This is a genomic window from Cerasibacillus terrae (assembly GCF_008039555.1).
Taxonomy (GTDB): Bacteria; Bacillota; Bacilli; order Bacillales; family Amphibacillaceae; genus Cerasibacillus; species Cerasibacillus terrae.
This window is the reverse complement of record NZ_VDUW01000009.1, coordinates 20185-42406: the sequence shown is the minus strand read 5'-3', so window position 1 is coordinate 42406 and position 22222 is coordinate 20185. Positions and strand designations below refer to the sequence as shown.

The following is a 22222-nucleotide window of genomic DNA, read 5'->3' as shown; positions in this document are numbered from 1 at the left end:
TTATTTTTTTTGGTTTGTAGCATGCTCTTTAATAAATGCTGCCATTCTTTCTTTCTCTTTTTGAACATCAATTTTCTGCTGATTTGGTAAAGATTCTTTTTGCTTTTCTTTTTGTTTTGTTTTACGCTCTTTAAACCAATCTGGAATAACTTCTGTCTGTTTTTGTTGTCTATAGTAAGGTGTACGATATTGCTGCTTTGTCTTATTGGCTTCAAATTGCTTTTGCTGTTTTTTAGCGAATTCCATAGCTTGTTTAGCCGTCTTTAAATTAGCTCGTGACCAATGGCTCGCAATTTTCTCCATATATGCCTTTGATAAGCCCATATTTGATTGTAATAAAACATAATGTATCAAAACATTCATTACTGGAGGGGTTAACCCTTGCGATAACATGACATCCCGAACTGCTTTAAGGTCTTGAGCTGAAGCTTGATTCCCACTAGATAAGTTAGCTAATAGTTGTTGCGGAGATACCATTTCTAATGTATGAATCAGTCTTTCTTCTTTCGTTTTCGGTTTTGTTTGTGATTCCTCTTGTTTAGATGGTTCATCCTTAACTGATAGTTTAATAGGAACATTTTTACCATTTATTGAGTATTTATCATGACAGGCTTGTTTAAATTCTTCTACATCAAATTCATTCTCTTCATTCAATGCCCATAAAACACAACTTTCCACTTCATAATTTGCTAACTGATAAAGAATTTGCATCTGTGATATGATGCGTTTGTTTTCTTTTGTTAATACTTTTTTAGATGGAATCATCCGTTGTTTTAACATGGTTGACATCCAGGTGAAATCCATCATTTCAATTTGTGGACCCATACTTTCTCCTTGCAATTCTGGTACGTGTTTTACCGTTTCTGATGTCGGTTGAAATGTCTCAAATACCTCATGAAATGTAGCAGTGATGTTTCTTTTATCTTTTGAATGTGATTTCCTAATAAGCGTGTTTTTTAATTGATCAAATCGGTGTTGACCAAGATGGTGATATAATAATTGTGACAACATAGCATCTTGAAAAAATGTATTTGGTGCAAAAGGACTTTGTAACTCATACATATATCCGGAATGATTTTTGTTTTCTACTTCATACGTGTTTAATAATCCAATCCCCTCTAGTTTTAGACGAGCTTTATATATTTCATCTAGAGGTATAAGTAAATAATTCATTAATACGTGATGTGTCCTGGCAATGAAACTGGATTGTAATTGGTATTCATGTAGCAATGTTTGGTATAACATTACAGCTTGTATTCCAATTAGTGGTTGATACAAATGGGTTAATGAAATGGCGTAGTCTACAGGTAACTCACCTCTAAATTGAACAAAAAAACCGTCATTTGGCAAGATTTTTCCAATGAAGTTCATTTTATAACCCTTTCTTTAACGTGGTTCTATTCATGTTTTGATTTCTTATCCGCTTCAATTAAATCTTTTAATTCATTCATAAATACGGTAATATCCTTAAATTGTCGATAAACAGAAGCAAAACGAACATATGCCACCTCATCAACTTGAGCAAGTTGCTCCATTACTTTTTCTCCAATTTCATTACTATCCACTTCTGCAACATTTTTATTGTGAAGTTGTTTTTCAATTTGATGGACCATTTCATCGATTGTATCAGCTGATACAGGCCGTTTTTCACAAGATTTTATAATTCCACGAGTTAATTTTTCTCGATTAAACTCTTGGCGTACTCCATCTTTTTTAACAACCATTAGTGGTACTTTTTCAGTACGTTCAAATGTTGTGAAACGAAATCCACATGACTCACATTCACGTCTTCTACGAATAGAGCGTCCTTCTTCAATCGGACGTGAGTCTAGGACTTTGGAATTTTTATTTTGACAGGTTGGACATCTCATTTTGTTCGCTCCTAAATATATAGTCTTTAATTAATATTTACATAAATACAAACATCAAGGCATCGCATGAAAATTATTCTATTTTTTTATATTATAAAATAGCAACTTTTATCTTTAACTACCATCACGTTGATTCTATACAAGAAATTATATACTCTATCTATTTTAGCATGTTTTTTATATTCTATAAAGGAACAAAAAAATCATAAGCAATATAACACAAGTGTTTATTATTTGAAACATAATTTCGTCACATTCACCAAGTAATTAATAGATTACGGGTATTTTAAATAGTAGGTAATTTATTGTAGTTTAGCAGATTACGCATAGAAAGATACCATATAGTATGATCAAAAATTCTCCCATAAAAAAAAAGGTTGTCCATGTAAGAACATGGATAACCCTTTCGTTTATCTTTATTTATTTTTTACAAACAGTGATTTTCCAACATATTTTGTCAAATCAACAACACGTTTAGAGTAGCCCCATTCATTGTCATACCATGCTAATACTTTTACTTTATGATCGTCCATTACCATCGTTGATAAGGCATCAATTGTAGCGGAAGCTTCTGTTGTTGTGTAATCAATAGATACTAGTGGTTCCTCACTATATTCGATGATTCCTTCTAAATCACCTGTTGCTGCTTGTTTAAACGCTTCATTCACTTCATCCACTGTAACCGATTCTTCAACATCAATCACTAAATCAACTAAGGACACATTTGGTGTTGGTACACGTAAAGCCATACCATGTAATTTTCCATTTAAATGTGGTAATACCTCACCTAATGCTTTTGCAGCACCTGTTGATGTTGGGATAATGGATTGTGTACATCCTCTAGCACGGCGTAGGTCTTTATGTGGATTGTCTAAATTCTTTTGATCATTTGTAAATGCATGAACAGTTGTCATCAAACCGTTTACAATTTTAAACTGTTCATCCAATACCTTTACAACTGGTGCCAAGCAGTTTGTTGTACATGATGCATTCGAAACAACTGTATCTGTTTCTTCATATTCATCATGATTTACACCCATTACAATTGTTTTATCAACATCTTTGCCTGGAGCTGTAATAACTACTTTTTTTGCACCTGCATTTATATGAAGACCGGCTGTCTCTTTTGTTTTAAATGCACCTGTTGCTTCAACGACAACATCGATTTTGTATGCTTCCCATGGTAATTGTTCTGGGTCTCTTGAGTTAACGTGTGCAATTTTGTGCCCATCTATTTCAAGCTCTTCTCCTACTACTTTTACATCACCATCATAAGCACCATGAACACTATCATATTTAATTAAGTGTGCTAAAGTTTCTGTAGGATAGCTAGCATTTACTGCTACAACTTCTAATTGTTCATCTTGCATTGCTTGACGAAAAACCATACGTCCAATTCGCCCAAAGCCATTTATCGCAATACGGATTTTATTCATTTGTGTATTCCTCCTGTATATGCCATACTTTTTTTATGAAAACCATTAATAGTATAACATATTAAACCTAAAAATGTGATTATTTATGTAAAAAAACATTTTCTTTATAAGATTGTAGAAAAGTTTTCAAAAAAGAAGGAGAAGAAGCGAGTTTTTTCTGCTTCTTCTCCTTTTAATTATAAGATGTTCCAATCTCGAAGTATTTTCTCTAATTGTTGAAAGCTTTCACGTTTTGTACCATTATTATCAATCACTGCATCTGCCATTTTCACTTTTTCATTCAAGGAAAGCTGTGAATTGATTCTATTTTTCGCTTCCTCTTCTGTATATTGATCACGAGCCATCAAACGATTTAATTGAACTTCTTCATCAACATAGACAACAATTGTTTTATCAACGAAGCTGGTTAATTTATTTTCGAATAAAAGTGGAATATCAAGAACAACGGCTTTTTCCTTCGCTTCGATATAGCCGTCTCGTTTTTCTATCATTCGCTTACGAATAGCTGGATGGATCAAATTATTTAGCTTTGTTCGTTTTTCCTCACTCGTAAAAACGATTTCACCTAATTTCTTTCGGTCTAGTGTTCGGTCTTTTCGTAAAATTTCTTTTCCAAAAGCTTGTACAATATCTTGATACGCTTTCTCCCCTGGTAGAACAACTTCTCTAGCAATTTTATCCGCATCAATAACAGGAATGTTTAAGTCATCAAACATTAAGGAAACAGTACTCTTTCCACTAGCAATACTTCCTGTTAGTCCAATTGCAAATGTCATATTAATCTTCCTTTTCATTAACTCTATTTTCACACTGGCAATTTGGGCAAATATGTGTGCCACGGCCACTAACTTTCATTTTTTCTATTTCTGTTCCGCAAATTTTACATGGTTTATTTTCCTGTCCATAGACATATAATTCCTGCTGAAACATTCCCATGTCACCTTGACTATTAACATAGGAGCGAATTGTTGTTCCGCCTAAATGAACAGCCTCACGTAAAATACTAATCGCTTCTTTACGGATTGCTTCCGCCTCTTTCTTTGTTAGTTTATTCGCTTGTTTTAATGGGTGAACTTTCGCTTTAAACAATGTTTCATCAACATAAATATTCCCTAGTCCTGCTAGTACGGTTTGATCCAATAAAACGGCTTTTATGACTCGAGTTGTTTTTTGCAGTTTTTCATAAAAGTAATCCAATGTAAAAGCAGCTTCAAAGGGATCAGGCCCTAGTTGATTCAGAGGTTTTTGTTCAAGTTCTTTGCCTTTCGGTATGAGATGCATCGTTCCAAATTTACGTACATCATTATAGCGTAATTCCTCATTATTTGTGAATGTAAAAATAACATGTGTATGTTTCTTAACTGGTTTCGCACAATCATATACATTATATTTACCTTCCATTCGTAAATGAGAGACTAGGATATATTCATCTAATTCGAAAAGCAGAAACTTTCCTTTTCGATGAATATCATGAATGGTTTCGCCATTTAAAAGGGTTTTAAATTGTTGTATATCATCTGGCACCTTAATAATATTTGGCCAGTGAACAGTAACCTCTTTGATTGTCTTTCCCACAACAAATCGTTTCAATGTGTTCTTTATTGTCTCAACTTCCGGTAGTTCTGGCATGTTTTCCCTTCCCCTTACTGTACATCAAACCAACTTTTTCCATAAGCATAATCAACTTTTAATGGAACGTTTAATGGAACAGCATTTTCCATACAAGTTGTCACACCTTTAATTAATGCATCAAGCTCATGTTTTGGTGCTTCTAAGATTAATTCATCATGAACTTGTAATAAAATACGTGATTCCATTTGATTTTTCTTTAAATGTTCATTTAAATCAATCATTGCCTTTTTAATAATATCTGCTGCACTCCCTTGAATTGGAGTGTTCATTGCTGTTCTTTCTGCAAAACTTCTTCGATTAAAATTACGGCTTGTTATTTCTGGCAAATATCTTCTACGGTTCATAATTGTTGTCACATAGCCATTTTGTTTGGCTTCTTGCACAATATCATCCATATATTGTTTAACACCTGGATAACTTTTAAAATAGACATCAATAAATTTTTTGGCTTCCTTTCTGGTGATTCCCAAGTTTTGTGATAACCCATAATCACTAATGCCGTACACGATACCAAAATTAACTGCTTTTGCTTGACGTCGCATATTGGCTGTTACATCTTCTTTTTCAACATGGAATACATCCATTGCTGTTTGCGTATGAATATCCATATTCTCTTGGAATGCATGGATTAATTTTTCATCCTCAGCAATGTGTGCTAGTACTCTAAGCTCAATTTGAGAGTAGTCTGCAGAGAAGATTACCCATTCTTGTTCTGATGGAACAAATGCTTGACGGATTTTTCTTCCTTCTTCTAAACGAATTGGAATGTTTTGTAGATTGGGCTCCGTAGAACTTAATCTTCCTGTTTGTGTTAATGCCTGATTAAAACGAGTATGAATTTTTTCTGTTTCCAAATGAATTACTTTTAATAATCCTTCTATATAAGTAGAGTGTAGTTTTCCTAATTGACGATACAGTAGTATTTTTGGTATTATTTCATGTTTGTCATATAGTTTATCTAATACGTCTGCTGCTGTGGAATAACCGGTTTTTGTTTTTTTAATGACAGGTAGCTCAAGTTTTTCAAATAATATCACACCAAGTTGTTTAGGGGAATTTAGATTAAATGGTTCACCAGCTAATGTAATGACATCTTGTTCAATTTCATCTAACCGTTGTTTCAATTCTTTTCCCATTTTTTCTAATCGATTTGTATCAACTTGAACACCCGTATATTCCATATTAGCTAAAATAAATGCTAAAGGCATCTCTAATTCCTTGAGTAATTGATATTGTTCATTTTGTTTTAGTTTTTCAGTCATATCATCATGTAATTCAAATAACAGTTTCGTTTTCCGGATAATATGCTCACTGAAGATTTCCTTTTCAGGTATTCTCTTGCTCTTTCCTTTTCCATAAATCTCTTCATCATATTTTACTTGTTTCATATTCATTTCATGAGCGACCTCTGGAATGTTTTCATGATTTTCAGCTGGATTAAGCAAATACGATGCAAGAAACATGTCAAAAGAAGTACCTTTTAACTGAAGCCCTTCTTTTTTTAAAGCAACAGCTGTTTTTTTCGCATCAAAAACAATCTTTTTCTTTGTTTCATCTTCTATCCATTCACGAAATGCCTGTGAGGCAAATGCATCTTCTGGTGAAACGAAATATGCTTGTCCTTTATTCACAATACCAATTCCAATGATTGGTTCTTTATGATAATTATCTTCTAACATTTCTAAAAATAATGCTTCCTTTCCAGAAAACATGTCCGAAGTTATTTCATCTACCATTGTAAATTCTACCTTATCCAGTTCGATGTCCGTCTCTATCTCTTCACCCATGCGTTCCAATAAAGACTGGAATCCTAGTTCTTTAAAAAAACCAATAATCTGATTGGAATCATAGCCTTCATATGTAAGATCATCGATTCCTACTTCAATTGGGGAATGACAGTTAATGGTTACTAACTCTTTACTCATAAAAGCATCATCTTGATAAGTGGTTAAGTTTTCCTTCAGCTTTTTTCCACGTACTTCATGAAGATTTTCATAAATGTCCTCTAATGTTTTGTATTGTTTTAATAATTTTGTAGCTGTTTTTTCTCCAACACCTGGGACACCTGGGATATTATCTGAGTTATCACCCATTAATGCCTTTAAATCAATAATTTGATCAGGTGTTAAATCCATTTTCTCCTTCATATATGCTGGGGTATATGTTTCAATTTTACTTATTCCTTTTCGCGTCATTGCCATTGTCACGTCATCAGACACAAGCTGAAGCATATCTTTATCCCCCGTAAAAATGGTCACGTCCCATTTTTTATCTTTTGCTTGAGTAGCAAGGGTACCAATAATATCATCTGCTTCATATTGATTTAATTCATAATGTTGAATTTGAAATGCGTCTAATAATTCCCTTACAAGTGGAAACTGCTCAGACAATTCTGGTGGAGTTTTTTGTCGACCACCTTTATATTCTTTATATGTTTTATGACGAAATGTTGTTTTACCAGCATCAAAAGCAACTAGCATATGTGTTGGTTTTTGCTCTTCTAAAATTTGTAATAACATCGTTGTAAACCCATAAACGGCATTTGTATAAATGCCTTTATCGTTATTTAATAATGGCAGAGCAAAAAAAGCTCGATATATAATACTGTTACCATCAACTAAAACGAGTTTCTTCTTCATTTCATTTCCTCCTCGTTAATTGCTTCCTTTTCTAGTTTACCATGGTTTTACTGAAAGGGGAAAAGCTTACTACATGAACTATAAAAGGTCTACTATCAAGATAAAAGAAAGATGTTAACTGTTTCAGATTCATGGAATTAAGGATACAATCAGAAAAAATAAAAAAACACTTCCATAAAGAAGCATTTTTCATAATTTGTTGTTTTTAGGTAAACTCACAGTGAAAGTAGACCCCTCATTTAGTTTACTCTCTACCGAAACATTTCCACCATGGAGTTCTGTAATATGTTTTACTATGGCTAACCCTAAACCAGTCCCACCTGTATCCCTACTCCTTGCTTTATCCACGCGATAAAACCGTTCAAAGATACGGTGTGCTACATCTTCTGGTATACCGATTCCTGTATCACTAATTTTAATTTGTACCATGTCTTCCTTTTCAATAGCTATAATACGCACTTTTCCATATTGTGGAGTATAATTAATTGCATTGGCAAGCAAGTTGATTAAAATTTGTTTTATTTTATCACGATCAGCTCTTAAGCAAATGGAATCATCAATAGAAGCGACAATTTCTATTTGTTTTTCTGTTACTTTCTGTGTAAATCCCGGTAGTACTTCTGTAACAACTTTAGACAACTGCATATCTGTTAGTGTTAGTCGATGTTCTTCTTTTTCTAACTTCGACAATGTTAGTAAATCATCTACTAAAACCTGCAGCCGTTTACTCTCATCATAAATAATTTCGATAAACTGTCGATTGATTTCTGGGTTACTTAAATCTTCATCAATTAAAGTTTCAGCAAACCCGGTAATGGATGTAATCGGAGTTTTTAATTCATGAGAAACATTTGCGACAAAATCTTTTCGCATCGTTTCCACATTTTTAAATTCTGTTATATCATAAAATACAAGGACTGCCCCCTTTAATAATTTCCGATCTGTAAATATTGGAGCTCCAACTACTTCTATATACATGTTTCGTGGATGTTCATTTAATACAATAGATCCTTTTGCATTTTCTTCATATAAAAAGGCATTCTGTACTGTACGATGGATTTCTGTCTGTTTTAACACATCATAATATAAATATCCTACATAATCATGTTGATTTCCACCAAACATGGACAGAAATTTTCGGTTTACTAAATGGATGTATCCTTTTTCACCGATTAAAGCAAGCCCACTATTTGTATTATCAATCACGGTTAATAATTGATCTGATTGTATCTGTTCATTAATAGAAAGTTCACTTAAATTTCGAGCCAACTCATTAATTTGTCGGCTTAAAGTACCAATACTTCCATTGAATGGATGGTGAATACGAGCACGATAATTTTCTTTCAAAAGTTCATTAACCGTATTAGAAGCAACTTGAATTGGTTTAATATATTTATGATATATATTTAAGAAAATGATAAGAAGAACAATATATTCGATTGCTAAGATGGAAATAAGTGCAACATAATCGTCCACAATAAAGCTTAAAATAACACCAGTAAGAGCAACAAGCAAAAAGATGCTTATGATATATCCTTTTTTCAAACTTGAAAATGATCTTTTCATTTTAACGGCTCCTCTAGTTTATATCCAATTCCTCTTACCGTTTTTATATATTCCGGTTTTCTTTTGTCTGCTTCGATTTTGTCCCTTAAATGGCTAATATGAACATCTACGATTCGAGTATCTCCTACAAAATCATAATTCCAAACTGCACTTAATAATTGATCCCTTGACAGTACTTTACCCAAGTTCATTGCTAAATAATATAACAACTCAAATTCCTTTCGAGTGAAACTCATTAATTGGTTGTTTTTCTGTACTTCATATCGTTCTGGATAAATCATCAATTTGCCAATTTTCAACTTAGAAAAAGATTGATGATCTGTTTGTCGATTCGTTCGGCGTAAAATAGCCTTAATCCTTGCAACTACTTCTTTTGGGCTAAATGGTTTTGTTAAATAATCATCTGCCCCTAATTCTAAACCTAATATTTTATCAATTTCATCGTCTTTTGCTGTTAACATTAAAATAGGTATTTCTATTTTTTCTTGTCTTAATTGTTTACATACTTCCATACCATCCATTCCCGGAAGCATCAAATCAAGAATAATCAAATCATAGTCATTTTCTTTTACCATTTCTACAGCTTCCAAACCGTCAAAAGCTGCTTCTGTTTGGAATCCTGATTTCTCCAAATTATAAGTTAATAATGTTACAATTGATTGTTCATCATCTACAATAAGTATTTTTTTATCCACTGCAACAAACTCCTTAACTTTTTATTATGCCAAATTTTAACATGTATATACCTATACTACATGTCTTTAAGGTGAAAGTGAATGAAAACTTCCCTATGTTGATGAAATTTTACAAAACCTTAACAAATAATGATATAAAAAAGCTTCTTCCTGTATAAGTACAGAAAGAAGCTTTTTATACATTAAAAATTTATTGTAAGATTTCCATGACTTTTTTAACAGAATTAGCTGAGTTATCTAAAGCTGTTTTTTCTTCTTCTGTTAAGTCTAATTCGATAATTTTTTCGATACCATTTCCACCTAAGATAGTTGGTACACCAAGGTAAATGTCGGAGTAGCCATATTCACCTTCTAAATATGCAATTGCTGGTAATATACGACGTTGATCTTTTAGAATTGCCTCTGCCATAACCGTTAGAGAAGCTGCTGGAGCATAGTATGCACTGCCATTTCCTAAAAGATTTACGATTTCTCCGCCACCTTTACGAGTACGTTCTACGATTGATTCTAGACGTTCTTTAGAAATTAATGTTTCTATAGGAATACCACCTGCATAGGAGTAACGTATTAACGGTACCATATCATCGCCATGTCCACCCAGAACGAATCCTGTTACATCTTTTACAGATAGATTTAATTCCTCGGCAACAAATGTACGGAAACGTGCTGTGTCAAGTACACCTGATTGGCCAATCACACGTTCTTTAGGGAATCCCGATTCTTTGAATACTGTATATGTCATTGCATCAACTGGGTTTGTTAAAACAACAATATAGCAGTTCGGTGAATATTTCACGATTTCTTGTGTAACAGATTTCATGATTTTAGCATTTGTATTTACTAAATCATCACGACTCATTCCAGGTTTACGAGCTATACCTGCTGTAACAATTACAAGGTCAGAATTCTTCGTATCTTTATAGTTAGCTGTACCAACAATATTTGCATCAAATCCTTGAACAGGACTTGCTTCTAGCATGTCTAATGCTCTTGCTTTTGTTGGATCTTCCATATTTGGAATATCAACGAGAACAATATCTCCTAATTCTCTTTGGGCAAGCATTAGAGCTGTTGTTGATCCAGTAAAACCCGATCCGATAACAGAAATCTTTCTTCGTTTAATACTCACGATGAACCCCCCTATTTCATTGGATTAGTCCATGTTTTTAATTAGTTCATCACCGAACTCAGAACATTTAACTTCTGTTGCACCTTCCATTAAACGCGCAAAGTCATATGTTACAACTTTTGAAGCAATTGTTTTATCCATTGCTTTATTAATTAATTCAGCAGCTTCTCTCCAGCCTAAATGTTCTAACATAAGAACTCCTGAAAGAACAACAGAAGATGGGTTAACTTTATCTAATCCAGCATATTTAGGTGCTGTACCATGTGTTGCTTCAAAAATAGCATGTCCAGTGTCATAGTTAATGTTCGCACCTGGTGCAATACCAATTCCACCTACTTGCGCCGCAAGAGCATCAGAGATATAATCTCCATTTAGGTTCATTGTTGCAACAACATCGAATTCTTTTGGTCGTGTTAAAATTTGTTGTAGGAAAATATCAGCAATAGCATCTTTTACGATGATTTTACCTGCTGCTTCTGCTTCGTCTTGTGCTTTATTTGCTGCATCTTTTCCATCTTTCTCAACAATGCGGTCATATTCAGCCCATGTAAATACTTTGTCACCGAATTCTTTTTCAGCTACTTCATAACCCCAATCTTTGAAAGCACCTTCAGTAAATTTCATAATGTTCCCTTTATGTACAAGGGTTACATTTCTACGTCCTTCATCAAGAGCATATTGAATTGCAGAACGAACAAGACGTTTTGTTCCTTCTTCAGAAACCGGTTTTACACCAATTCCAGAAGTTTCTGGGAAGCGGATATTTTTAACTCCCATTTCATTTTGTAAAAAGTCGACTACTTTTTTAACATCGTCAGTTCCTTTTTTCCACTCAATACCAGCGTAAATATCTTCAGTGTTTTCACGGAAGATAACCATGTCTACGTCCTGTGGATTTTTAACAGGTGAAGGAACACCATCATAGTAACGAACTGGACGTAAGCAGTTATATAAGTCTAATTCTTGACGTAATGCAACGTTTAAAGAACGAAAGCCACCACCAATTGGTGTTGTTAATGGTCCTTTAATTGCAATCAAGTATTCATTGATTTGTTCTAATGTTTCAGCTGGAAGCCACTCACCAGTTTTATTGAATGCTTTCTCACCAGCATATACTTCTTTCCATACGATTCCTTTTTTTCCATCATATGCTTTTTCAACTGCTGCCTCTAATACTTTGCTTGCAGCTGCCCAGATATCTGGACCTGTTCCATCTCCTTCGATAAATGGGATAATAGGATGATCTGGAACATTCAGTTTTCCATTTTGTACAGTAATTTTTTCGCCTTGTGTCATTATGTATCCTCCTAGTAATTAATTTTACCAACTTATATATTAGCATATTCTAATAATTCATGCTCGATTTTAAAATTGCAAAAAACATCAGCATAAAGAATAGCCGAAATACCGGCTATTCTTTACGGATTTACCCACGTTTTTCAACTGGAATATAATCTTGCTTTTCAGGACCAACATATTCTGCACGTGGACGGATTAAACGGTTGTTTGCATATTGTTCAAGAATATGTGCAATCCAACCAGATATACGACTTACCGCAAATATAGGTGTAAAGACATCGTGATCAATGCCCAGGCAATGATAAACCGATGCAGAGTAGAAGTCTACATTAGCAGGGAGTCCCTTTTCTTTTTTAATATATTCTTCGATTTTAACAGACATGTTGTACCATTTTGGTTCACCAACTAAGTCTGTTAATTGTTTAGACATTTTTTGTAAGTGTTTAGCACGTGGGTCGCCTGTTTTATAAACACGATGACCCATCCCCATGATTTTCTCTTTATTATCAAGGGCTTTTTTAATATATGGAATAGCGTTTTCTTCTTCGCCAATTTCATTTAACATTTTCATTACTTGCTCATTTGCACCACCATGTAGTGGTCCTTTTAATGCACCAATTGCAGCTGTAATACCAGAATACATGTCAGATAAAGTTGCAACACATACTCTTGCGGTAAATGTAGACGCATTCAATTCATGATCTGCATGAAGTACTAACGCTTTATTAAATGCCTCTTCTTCAATTGGTTCTGGATCTTTTCCATTTAACATATATAAAAAGTTAGCTGCAAACCCAATACCTTTTTTAGGTTGAACCGGATTTTGCCCTTTACGAATTCTTGCGAATGCAGCTACAACAGAAGCAATTCTAGCTTGTAAGCGGATTGCTTTTCTTGTATTTGCTTCGTCATCCATAATATCTGCTTCTTCATCGTAAAGTCCTAAGACAGATATAGCGCTTCGTAATGCTGCCATTGGATGTACACTTGATAAATCATATGAACGAAGATGGTTTATTACACCTTCTGGTAATGCCATATTTTCATCTAGTTCATTTTTAAATGCATCTAATTCAGATTGATTTGGAAGTCTTTTATTCCACAATAAGTATACAACTTCTTCAAAACTTGCATTTTCTGCTAAATCATCAATATTGTAACCGACGTATGTTAATTGATCATCCATAATAGAACTAATAGATGACTGGGCCGCTACAATTCCTTCTAAACCTTTTGTTGCCGTCATAATACTATCCCTCTCCTTTTTATGTGATTATTTTACTTCATATCAGATAATCACTTTATTTATAGACAATATAATAATATCGTCTCCCCCACATCACATTATAGAATAAAATGGGGATAAAGTGAATTGAAAGCGATTATTTCTTTCATTTTTTTAATAATATGGATAGCTAGTCTAATTTTTATTAATCATTCATATGTTAATAACACATTTACTAGGGGGAAAAAATGGGGTTATTTACATGTATAAGCAAATAGTTTTCGGTGTATTGCGTAGTCTTCTTATTTTGTGTTTTGTGTTTTGTTTCTTCTTTTTCATGAAATGGTTTATTTCATATACATATCCTTTTTTACTAGCGATTGTCATTGCTTATGTTATCCATCCGATTGTTACAGCAATAGAGAAAGGACTGCATCTTTCTAGATCTATAGCAACAATTCTAACAATGGCAAGTGCGTTGATTGTTTTCTTTGGACTTTTCATTCTCATTTTTTCAGAATTTATCCAAGGATTGATCTATTTGGCAGACGAAACACCAACATATTACCAGTTTTTTATTCAGCAAATAGATAAGCTGACAAACCAATATTTATTACCTTATTATGAAAAATTAATAACGGTATTTCAAACATTCCATCCACAGTCCAAAATATTTATAGAAGATAGTTTTCAACAACTCATCAATTACTTATTAGAGACAGGGACGAATCTTTTACAGGATACATTCAGCCACATTCCTGTATTTCTATCTTTTGTCCCTTCTTCCATCATTATCTTTTTCGTTGTTATGTTAGCATCATTCTTTTTTATAAAAGATTGGTACTTTTTAAAAAGAAAACTGGCACATGTTGTACCAGCTTCCCTTATTTATAAAGGTAATCAATTTATCACACATTTCAAAAAGGCTTGTTCAGGTTATGTAAAAGCACAAGGGATCCTTGTTGGTATATCTGCAATGATACTTTTTATCGGATTAAGTCTTTTACAAATCAAACATGCCTTTACAATTACCGTCGTTGCTGCCATTACAGATATATTGCCATTAATTGGGACTGGGATAATTTTCATTCCATGGGTAGTATATACATTCCTCACTGAAAATTATCCATTAACGATCGGATTAAGCATCCTTTACGGAATCATCGTTATTTCAAGACAGATCTTGGAACCAAAAATTATGGCAACAAGTATCGGAATAAATCCATTACTCGCTATATTTGTTTTATTTATTACATGGCAAATATGGGGGGCTAGTAGCATTATTTTTACACCAATTATTCTAATTATACTAACTGTTTTTATGGAAATTGGTTTATTTTCAGCCATTTGGAACTTTATTAAAGGAACTTAATTTACCATTTTCCGAATGTAATGGTATTTTTTTCTATCCATTTTTTTACTAGTTTATACAACCGTGTTTTAAAAATACCTCTTGTGACAGGTAGAATAAAAATAAAACCTAAAATATCTGTAATAAAACCTGGAGTGATTAGAAAGATCGCACCAATTAAGATACAAATACCATCAAAAATTTCCTCTTTAGGTACTTTTCCATAATGAAGGGAGGCTTGGGCACGCCTTATTGTGTCCATTCCTTGCTTTTTTGCCAAGGTTATACCAATAATCCCTGTTAGAATAATGAGAAGTACTACCCACCATGGCCCTATCAAGCCACCTATCCAAACAAATACACCAATTTCCAATGCGGAAACAATTAATAACACAAGCCAAATTAGTCGCATATTATCTCCCCCCAGAAAATATCTTTTTATAGATTATAATACACTTGCATGGCCATTATAAATATCACCTTTTGCTCCATCAATCGTAACTTCTTGACCATCTTGAATAATATCAAAACCATTTGATACTCCGACAATCACGGGTATTCCAAGCTCTAATCCAACAATAGCAGCATGAGAAGTAAGGCCACCTTCTTCAGCGATAATTCCACTTGCTTTTTCAATAGCTGGTATCATTTCCTTATCTGTTCCATACGCTACAATAATATCACCAAAGTCCACCTTTTCATTTGCCTCTTCAGCCGATTTGACTAGAACAGCTTTACCATATGCACTTCGTTTTCCAATCCCTTGGCCTTTTGCAATGACATCGCCAATAATATGAACCTTTAGCAAGTTGGTTGTGCCACTTTCTCCAACAGGAACACCGGCTGTAATAATAACCCTACTTCCACGTTCAACTAGATTTGTATGTAAGGCTTTATCAATCGCTATGTCTAACATATCATCTGTTGAACTTGTTTTTGTTCCAAGAGCAGAGTGGACTCCCCAAACAAGACATAATTGACGATTCACTTTTTCGGATGATGTTACTGCAATAATTGGTGTTTTCGGACGATATTTTGATATCATTCTAGCAGTAAATCCGCTTTCTGTTGGTGTGATAATCGCACTTACATCTAAATTCATGGCAGTATGTGATACAGATTGGCTTATGGCATCTGTGATTGTCATATCAATAGATTTAGAATGTGCTTTTAAGATTGCCTGATGATCTAAACCTGTTTCAGCCTTTAATGCAATACTTGCCATCGTTTGAACCGCTTCTACTGGATATTTTCCTGCAGCTGTTTCCCCAGAAAGCATAATCGCATCTGTTCCATCGAATATAGCATTTGCTACGTCAGATGCTTCTGCACGTGTTGGGCGAGGGTTTCTTTCCATTGAATCTAACATTTGTGTCGCAATAATCACTGGTTTTCCGGCCAAACTACATTGGCGAATTAAATCTTTCTGTACTAATGGTACATCTTCTGCCGGGATCTCCACACCTAAATCTCCTCTTGCAACCATGATGCCATCACTAATTTCTAAAATACTTTCAATGTTATCGACACCTTCTTGGTTTTCAATTTTAGGAATGATTTGGATATGTTCCGCATGATTTGCTTCTAATAACTCCCTAATTTCATAAACATCTGAAGCACGACGTACAAATGATGCAGCAATAAAGTCAATATCATGTTCAATGCCAAATTTAATATCATTGGCATCTTTTTCTGTAATCCCTGGTAAATTCACAGAAACATTAGGAACATTAACCCCTTTATGATCTTTTATAAGACCAGAATTTAATGCTTTTGTTTTTATTTCTTGTTTCTCTTGATCCACTTCCAATACTTCTAGTTCAATCAGTCCATCATCAATAAGAATTTTAGATCCTGGTTGAACATCTTGGATTAAATTACGATATGTAACAGAGAATCGCTCTTCATTTCCTACAATTTCATTCATGGTAATCGTGATGATATTTCCTTGTTTAATATTTGCTTCACCATTTTCAATCAGTCCTGTTCTAATTTCAGGTCCTTTTGTATCTAATAAAATAGCGACGGTTTTTCCAACTTCATTTGCAGCTTCACGTATTAATTTAATCCGGTTAGCGTGCTCTTCATAATTTCCATGGGAAAAGTTGAGACGTGCAACATTCATTCCAGATCGTATAAGTTGTTTTAACACCTCAAGTGATTCAGATGCAGGTCCTATCGTACATACAATTTTTGTTTTTCTCATAATATACCTCCTCAAAATTTATAAAACAGAACATAACTTAAATAGATATTTCTTTCGATAATTGATACATTTTATCCTCAATTGCATGTTCTATGGATAATACATGTGCAATATCATAGTTGACAAGTTTATTTTCACTCATACCTACCATTTGCCCTGCTTGTCCATGGAGCAATAAATCAACCGCTTTTGCTCCAAGGCGACTAGCTAAAACACGATCAAATGCTGTTGGTGAACCTCCACGTTGGATATGACCTAACACAGTCACTCTTACTTCTAAGTTTGTTGCTTCTTCTAATCTTTTTCCATAGTCGATTCCACTTGCAACACCCTCAGCAAGAATAATAATACTATGCTTTTTTCCACGTTCGTGTCCGCGTTGAATGCGATGGACAACTTCTGAAATATCATCTGTTTTCTCTGGTATTAATATACTTTCTGCTCCAGCCGCAAGACCGGCCCATAATGCTAAGTCACCAGCATCTCTTCCCATTACTTCAATTACATATGTACGTTCATGGGATGTGGCTGTATCTCGAATTTTATCAATGGCAGCAATAATGGTATTTAAAGCTGTGTCAAAACCAATCGTATAGTCCGTTCCTGCAATATCATTATCAATTGTTGCTGGAACACCAATACAAGGAAAACCTTTCTCCGTTAAAGCCTTAGCACCACGAAAAGTCCCGTCACCACCAATAACTATTAAGCCTTCAATCCCTTTTTGTTTCAGTTGTTCTATTCCTGCTTGTTGTCCTTCGTCTGTTTTAAATGCCTGACAGCGGGCAGAACGTAGCTTTGTCCCTCCCCTTTGGATAATATCTCCAACAGAGCCTACCTCCATTTTAAATATATTACCTTCAATTAATCCTTGATAACCATTCATGATTCCATATATTTCTATTCCATGATAAATAGACTTTCTCGTAATGGCACGAATTGCAGCATTCATTCCTGGAGAATCTCCCCCACTAGTTAAAACGGCTAATTTTTTCATCATTGCCACCTCTATACGTATAGTTTCCAATTGAACTAAAGAATATCTCCTATTCAAAGATAATCCCTCACATGAAAAATATCAATAAAAAAAGGAATATCTGTTCTATTGCCATGAATATGACTTACTATATGAGCTGTAATCCTTGTATTAGTATGACCTAATTAGGAAATAAAATAGTTCAGCATAACATATAAAATGGTTGGCGATTTCGCCAACCATTTTACATTTTTATTATTCGTTATAGACACCAATTGTTTTATATTTTTCCCAACGTTTTTCTAGTAACTCTTTAGTTGTTAACCTTTGCAAATTATCTAATGTCGCGTTTAAAACAATATCAATGTTTTTCGCCTGATTTTCTATATCTTGATGTGCTCCACCTTTTGGTTCAGGTATAATTTCATCAATTATTTCTAATTCTTTTAAATCATATGATGTGATTTTCATTGATTCGGCTGCCCGTTTTGCTAATGTAGCATCTTTCCAAAGTAATGCAGCTGCCCCCTCAGGGGATATGACAGAATAAGTAGAGTTTTCTAGCATATGAATTTTATCACCGACTCCCAAAGCTAGTGCACCCCCACTTCCACCTTCACCAATTACAATACATATGATTGGAACTTTCAGGCCACCCATTTCCATTAAATTTCTTGCAATAGCTTCACTTTGTCCACGTTCTTCCGATTCTTTTCCTGGATCGGCACCTTTCGTATCGATAAAACAAATGACTGGTCTATTAAACTTTTCTGCTTGTTTCATATGACGTAGAGCTTTGCGGTATCCTTCAGGGTGTGGCATTCCGAAATTACGCCTTATATTTTCTTTTGTCTTTTTTCCACGTTGATGCCCGATAATAGTTACAGGCTGATCCTTATAGAAGGCAATTCCTGCAACAATTGCCGCATCATCACCAAAACGCCTATCACCATGAAATTCCATAAAGTCTGTAAACAATTCATCAATATAATCCAATGTTGTCGGACGCTCTGGATGTCTTGCCATTTGTACTCGGTCCCACGGTTTTAAATTACTGTATACGTCATCTTCTAAATCAGCTAGCTTTTTCTCTAATGTAGTTATTTCATCATGTAAGTCGATTTCACTGTCTTTTGTAATTTTTTTTAATTCAACGATTTTATCTTTCAAATGAATGATCGGCTTTTCAAATTCTAATACGTGTTTCATGAATTCATGCCACCCTTCACATGAAGTTTTAATAATATACCTAGTTTTTCCTTCAAATCGTGGCGGTGAATGACTTGGTCTAATTGACCGTGATGAAGTAAAAATTCAGCCGTTTGAAAATCGTCCGGTAGTTTTTCACGTGTCGTTTGTTCAATAATTCGTCTACCAGCAAATCCAATAAGTGCTTTTGGTTCTGCGAAATTATAGTCTCCTAAAGAAGCGAAACTGGCTGTTACTCCGCCTGTTGTCGGATGTGTCATAACAGAGACAATTAAATTTCCTGCTTCTGAGTGTCTTTTTAATGCAATTGATGTTTTAGACATTTGCATAAGACTTAAAACACCTTCTTGCATCCTAGCTCCACCAGATGCTGTGAAAATAATATATGGAAGGGATTCTTTTCTTGCATTTTCAATTGCTCTAGCTATTTTTTCCCCAACAACCGAACCCATGCTTCCCATACGAAAGCCTGCATCCATGACACTGAAAGCTGCCCCTTGTCCATTAATTAATCCCTTACCAGATACAACCCCTTCATTTAAACCTGTTTTTTGTTTGTCTTTTTCCAATTTTTCCTCATAATCAGGGAAACCTAATGGATTACCGGATGTTAAGTTTTTATCCCACTCAACAAAAGTCCCTTCATCAAATAGACTGTCAATTCTTTCCCACGCAGTTAATGGATGGTGATAATCACAATTCGGGCATACTCCCAAATTCTTATTCACTTCTTTTCGATAATAGATTTTATGACAGGATTGACATTTTCTCATTAACCCTTCAGGAACGTCCTGTTTTGCTTGTTCGCTTGGGATTGTTGCATATCTTTTTTTCTTGCCAAAAAAATCCTTGAGCAAGGTAATTCCCCCTTTTTTCTCCATTTCTTCCATAAACGATTACGAGATGTTTACTATATTTGTTGTAAGATGATTAATCTATGGTAAATGAAAGCTTTTTATATGTTACATGTAACCATTCATTAAATAAATTTTCAATTGCTTCATAATTCTTTTCTTTATATAATTCTATGAGCGCACTATAAAATGAATGATCATATGAATATTTGTGGATTGTTTGTGAATATGCCTGCATAAGTCGCCACATTTTCACTAATAAAAGATTATCCGCTTTATCAAATATTGTCTGAAAAAAGCCAACATGTTGATCTTTTCTATTGATAGATGTATTCTTAATGATTTTTTGCAAAGCTATAAGATCACCTTTTTTCAATTGAAAGTATGCCAGCTTAGCTGCTTCTTTCTCTAACAATACTTTCGCTTGCATTAAATCATTTTTCTTATCATGTTCACGTAAAATAAAAGATGCTAATAATTCCACTGATTGATAGGAGTTATAAGAACTAATAAAAGTTCCTTCTCCACGCCTTGTTTCGATTAACCCTAATAATTCCATTGCTCGAAATGCTTCACGAACGGATGAGCGAGCAGCATGTAATTTTTCAGCCATTTCCCTTTCTGAAGGGAGCTTATCACCTGATTTCAACTCATTCTTCTCAATATAGTCTCTTACAGCATCTAACACTTCTTGATAGACTTTTTGTTTCGGTGATAATGCCATGGCCATCTTCCTCCCTTAAAACACCAGCAATTAATCCTTGGTTAGGCTTCTTGTTTTTTCAGCAATTTGTTCTGGATCAACATGAATTCGAGCAACCCCTGATTCCATCGCTGCCTTTGCAACACTGGAAGCTACAATAGGTGCAACTCTATCATCAAATGGGCCTGGTATAACATAGTCAGGGTTTAACTCTTCTTTTGTAACCAATGAAGCAATCGCTTTTGCAGCGGCTACTTTCATACGTTCATTAATTCGAGTTGCACGTACATCTAATGCACCACGGAATATACCTGGGAATGCCAATACATTATTTACTTGATTTGGAAAATCAGAACGCCCAGTACCGATTACCTTTGTACCAGCTGCTTTCGCATCATCTGGCATAATCTCTGGATCTGGATTTGCCATAGCAAAAATGATTGGGTCATTATTCATTTTCTGAATCATTTCTTTTGTTAATGCCCCACCAACAGATACACCGATAAAGACATCTGCATCAACGATAACATCTTCCAATTTACCTGATTTTCGTTCTGAATTAGTCAATTTAGCAATTCTATCTTTGACTGGGTTCATCCCATTTTTTCTACCTTCATAAATAGCACCACGCGAATCACACATTATAATATTACGGACTCCGAAACTATGTAATAATTTAATAATGGCAATACCTGCAGCACCTGCCCCATTGGCAACTACCTTTATTTCTGAAAAAGATTTGTTTACTATCTTAAGAGCATTTATAAGACCAGCAACTGTTACAATAGCAGTTCCATGTTGATCATCATGGAATATAGGGATATTTGTTTCCTTTTTTAGGCGGTCTTCAATAATAAAACAATTCGGAGCAGCAATATCTTCTAAATTAATTCCACCAAAAGTTGGCTCCAACAATTTTACAGTTTGCACAATTTCCTCAACATTATTCGTATTCAAACAAAGTGGAAACGAGTCCACACCAGCAAAGCTTTTAAAAAGTACAGATTTTCCTTCCATTACTGGTAATGCTGCTTCAGGTCCAATATTTCCTAAACCTAGAACAGCGGAACCATCACTTACCACTGCAACCATGTTACCCTTCATTGTATAATCATATACCTTTTCTCTTTGATCATGAATGACCTTACATGGTTCTGCAACTCCTGGCGAATAGGCTAAACTAAGGTCCTTTCCATTTCTTACAGGAACTTTTGACTCAATAGTTAGCTTTCCTTTATGAATTTTATGCATATGCAATGCTTCATTTCGTAGGTTCAATTGTATTCCGCTCCTTTGCCAATTAGAATCCTATATAACTCAATATATTAGTGGTCAGACCACCTAAATATTCAATGAACTAATTATATCAAATCATATTCATCTGTAAAGTTTATCATAACATAAACCAAATTCTGCATGAAAACATTTCAC

The 22222-nt window shown here is 34.3% G+C and carries 19 protein-coding genes; 1 reads left to right on the top strand and 18 read right to left on the bottom strand.

What is annotated here, in order from left to right:
- The 11 genes from FHP05_RS11930 to citZ form a co-directional block, all read right to left on the bottom strand.
- Entirely contained in the window at window positions 1-1371 is a 1371-nt protein-coding gene (locus FHP05_RS11930; protein ID WP_147668537.1) for a replication initiation and membrane attachment family protein, read from the bottom strand.
- Window positions 1372-1397: 26 nt separating this feature from the next.
- The gene (gene nrdR / locus FHP05_RS11925) at window positions 1398-1871 is read right to left on the bottom strand and encodes a transcriptional regulator NrdR (protein ID WP_147668535.1); all 474 of its coding nucleotides are present in this window, start codon (window positions 1869-1871) and stop codon (window positions 1398-1400) included.
- A 416-nt stretch (window positions 1872-2287) separates the two neighbouring features.
- Complete coding sequence (locus FHP05_RS11920; RefSeq protein WP_147668533.1) at window positions 2288-3307, bottom strand: glyceraldehyde-3-phosphate dehydrogenase; 1020 nt, start codon at window positions 3305-3307, stop codon at window positions 2288-2290.
- A gap of 176 nt (window positions 3308-3483) precedes the next feature.
- Window positions 3484-4083, bottom strand: a complete 600-nt coding sequence (gene coaE, locus FHP05_RS11915) for a dephospho-CoA kinase (protein ID WP_147668531.1) — start codon at window positions 4081-4083, stop codon at window positions 3484-3486.
- A gap of 1 nt (window position 4084) precedes the next feature.
- Entirely contained in the window at window positions 4085-4936 is an 852-nt protein-coding gene (gene mutM, locus FHP05_RS11910; protein ID WP_147668529.1) for a DNA-formamidopyrimidine glycosylase, read from the bottom strand.
- 14 nt (window positions 4937-4950) lie between these two features.
- The gene (gene polA, locus FHP05_RS11905; RefSeq protein WP_147668527.1) at window positions 4951-7578 is read right to left on the bottom strand and encodes a DNA polymerase I; all 2628 of its coding nucleotides are present in this window, start codon (window positions 7576-7578) and stop codon (window positions 4951-4953) included.
- A 189-nt stretch (window positions 7579-7767) separates the two neighbouring features.
- Window positions 7768-9144 (bottom strand): two-component system histidine kinase PnpS, encoded by a 1377-nt coding sequence (gene pnpS, locus FHP05_RS11900; RefSeq protein WP_147668525.1) that lies wholly within the window; start codon window positions 9142-9144, stop codon window positions 7768-7770.
- On the bottom strand, window positions 9141-9839 hold the full coding sequence (locus FHP05_RS11895; protein ID WP_147668523.1) for a response regulator transcription factor: 699 nt from the start codon (window positions 9837-9839) through the stop codon (window positions 9141-9143). Before FHP05_RS11895 ends, pnpS begins: the two co-directional genes overlap by 4 nt.
- 190 nt (window positions 9840-10029) lie before the next feature.
- A complete protein-coding gene (gene mdh, locus FHP05_RS11890) occupies window positions 10030-10968 on the bottom strand; it encodes a malate dehydrogenase (protein ID WP_147668522.1) in 939 nt (312 codons plus the stop codon).
- A gap of 24 nt (window positions 10969-10992) precedes the next feature.
- A complete protein-coding gene (icd, locus tag FHP05_RS11885; RefSeq protein ID WP_147668520.1) occupies window positions 10993-12264 on the bottom strand; it encodes an NADP-dependent isocitrate dehydrogenase in 1272 nt (423 codons plus the stop codon).
- Window positions 12265-12394: 130 nt separating this feature from the next.
- Window positions 12395-13513, bottom strand: coding sequence for a citrate synthase (gene citZ / locus FHP05_RS11880; protein WP_147668518.1), 1119 nt, complete (start codon window positions 13511-13513; stop codon window positions 12395-12397).
- A 241-nt stretch (window positions 13514-13754) separates the two neighbouring features.
- Here citZ and ytvI point away from each other — a divergent pair, with 241 nt between their 5' ends.
- Window positions 13755-14864, top strand: a complete 1110-nt coding sequence (gene ytvI, locus FHP05_RS11875; protein ID WP_191126339.1) for a sporulation integral membrane protein YtvI — start codon at window positions 13755-13757, stop codon at window positions 14862-14864.
- 1 nt (window position 14865) lies between these two features.
- On the opposite strand, the gene FHP05_RS11870 is transcribed toward ytvI, so the two are convergent.
- The 7 genes from FHP05_RS11870 to FHP05_RS11840 form a co-directional block, all read right to left on the bottom strand.
- A complete protein-coding gene (locus tag FHP05_RS11870) occupies window positions 14866-15255 on the bottom strand; it encodes an FxsA family protein (RefSeq protein WP_147668514.1) in 390 nt (129 codons plus the stop codon).
- Between the two features lie 33 nt (window positions 15256-15288).
- A complete protein-coding gene (gene pyk, locus FHP05_RS11865; RefSeq protein WP_147668512.1) occupies window positions 15289-17049 on the bottom strand; it encodes a pyruvate kinase in 1761 nt (586 codons plus the stop codon).
- 37 nt (window positions 17050-17086) lie between these two features.
- Window positions 17087-18046: a 6-phosphofructokinase gene (gene pfkA, locus FHP05_RS11860; RefSeq protein WP_147668510.1), complete on the bottom strand. Its 960-nt coding sequence runs from the start codon at window positions 18044-18046 to the stop codon at window positions 17087-17089.
- Window positions 18047-18280: 234 nt separating this feature from the next.
- Window positions 18281-19234, bottom strand: a complete 954-nt coding sequence (accA, locus tag FHP05_RS11855; protein WP_147668508.1) for an acetyl-CoA carboxylase carboxyl transferase subunit alpha — start codon at window positions 19232-19234, stop codon at window positions 18281-18283.
- Window positions 19231-20091, bottom strand: coding sequence for an acetyl-CoA carboxylase, carboxyltransferase subunit beta (gene accD, locus FHP05_RS11850; protein WP_147668506.1), 861 nt, complete (start codon window positions 20089-20091; stop codon window positions 19231-19233). Before accD ends, accA begins: the two co-directional genes overlap by 4 nt.
- Before the next feature lie 73 nt (window positions 20092-20164).
- Window positions 20165-20812 carry a FadR/GntR family transcriptional regulator gene (locus tag FHP05_RS11845; protein WP_147668504.1) on the bottom strand — a complete coding sequence of 216 codons (648 nt, stop codon included), beginning with the start codon at window positions 20810-20812 and terminating at the stop codon, window positions 20165-20167.
- Between the two features lie 30 nt (window positions 20813-20842).
- Entirely contained in the window at window positions 20843-22069 is a 1227-nt protein-coding gene (locus FHP05_RS11840; protein WP_147668502.1) for an NAD(P)-dependent malic enzyme, read from the bottom strand.
- Window positions 22070-22222: the final 153 nt, after the last annotated feature.

What these genes read in the sequence shown, in the direction of transcription:
- pnpS (WP_147668525.1), bottom strand. Translation starts at nt 9,144, where the DNA reads ATGAAAAGATCATTTTCAAGTTTGAAAAAAGGATATATCATAAGCATC.
- ytvI (WP_191126339.1), top strand. Translation starts at nt 13,755, where the DNA reads ATGTATAAGCAAATAGTTTTCGGTGTATTGCGTAGTCTTCTTATTTTG.
- pfkA (WP_147668510.1), bottom strand. Translation starts at nt 18,046, where the DNA reads ATGAAAAAATTAGCCGTTTTAACTAGTGGGGGAGATTCTCCAGGAATG.
- FHP05_RS11920 (WP_147668533.1), bottom strand. Translation starts at nt 3,307, where the DNA reads ATGAATAAAATCCGTATTGCGATAAATGGCTTTGGGCGAATTGGACGT.
- FHP05_RS11845 (WP_147668504.1), bottom strand. Translation starts at nt 20,812, where the DNA reads ATGGCATTATCACCGAAACAAAAAGTCTATCAAGAAGTGTTAGATGCT.
- mutM (WP_147668529.1), bottom strand. Translation starts at nt 4,936, where the DNA reads ATGCCAGAACTACCGGAAGTTGAGACAATAAAGAACACATTGAAACGA.
- icd (WP_147668520.1), bottom strand. Translation starts at nt 12,264, where the DNA reads ATGACACAAGGCGAAAAAATTACTGTACAAAATGGAAAACTGAATGTT.
- accA (WP_147668508.1), bottom strand. Translation starts at nt 19,234, where the DNA reads ATGAAACACGTATTAGAATTTGAAAAGCCGATCATTCATTTGAAAGAT.
- pyk (WP_147668512.1), bottom strand. Translation starts at nt 17,049, where the DNA reads ATGAGAAAAACAAAAATTGTATGTACGATAGGACCTGCATCTGAATCA.
- polA (WP_147668527.1), bottom strand. Translation starts at nt 7,578, where the DNA reads ATGAAGAAGAAACTCGTTTTAGTTGATGGTAACAGTATTATATATCGA.
- nrdR (WP_147668535.1), bottom strand. Translation starts at nt 1,871, where the DNA reads ATGAGATGTCCAACCTGTCAAAATAAAAATTCCAAAGTCCTAGACTCA.
- coaE (WP_147668531.1), bottom strand. Translation starts at nt 4,083, where the DNA reads ATGACATTTGCAATTGGACTAACAGGAAGTATTGCTAGTGGAAAGAGT.
- citZ (WP_147668518.1), bottom strand. Translation starts at nt 13,513, where the DNA reads ATGACGGCAACAAAAGGTTTAGAAGGAATTGTAGCGGCCCAGTCATCT.
- FHP05_RS11930 (WP_147668537.1), bottom strand. Translation starts at nt 1,371, where the DNA reads ATGAACTTCATTGGAAAAATCTTGCCAAATGACGGTTTTTTTGTTCAA.
- FHP05_RS11870 (WP_147668514.1), bottom strand. Translation starts at nt 15,255, where the DNA reads ATGCGACTAATTTGGCTTGTGTTATTAATTGTTTCCGCATTGGAAATT.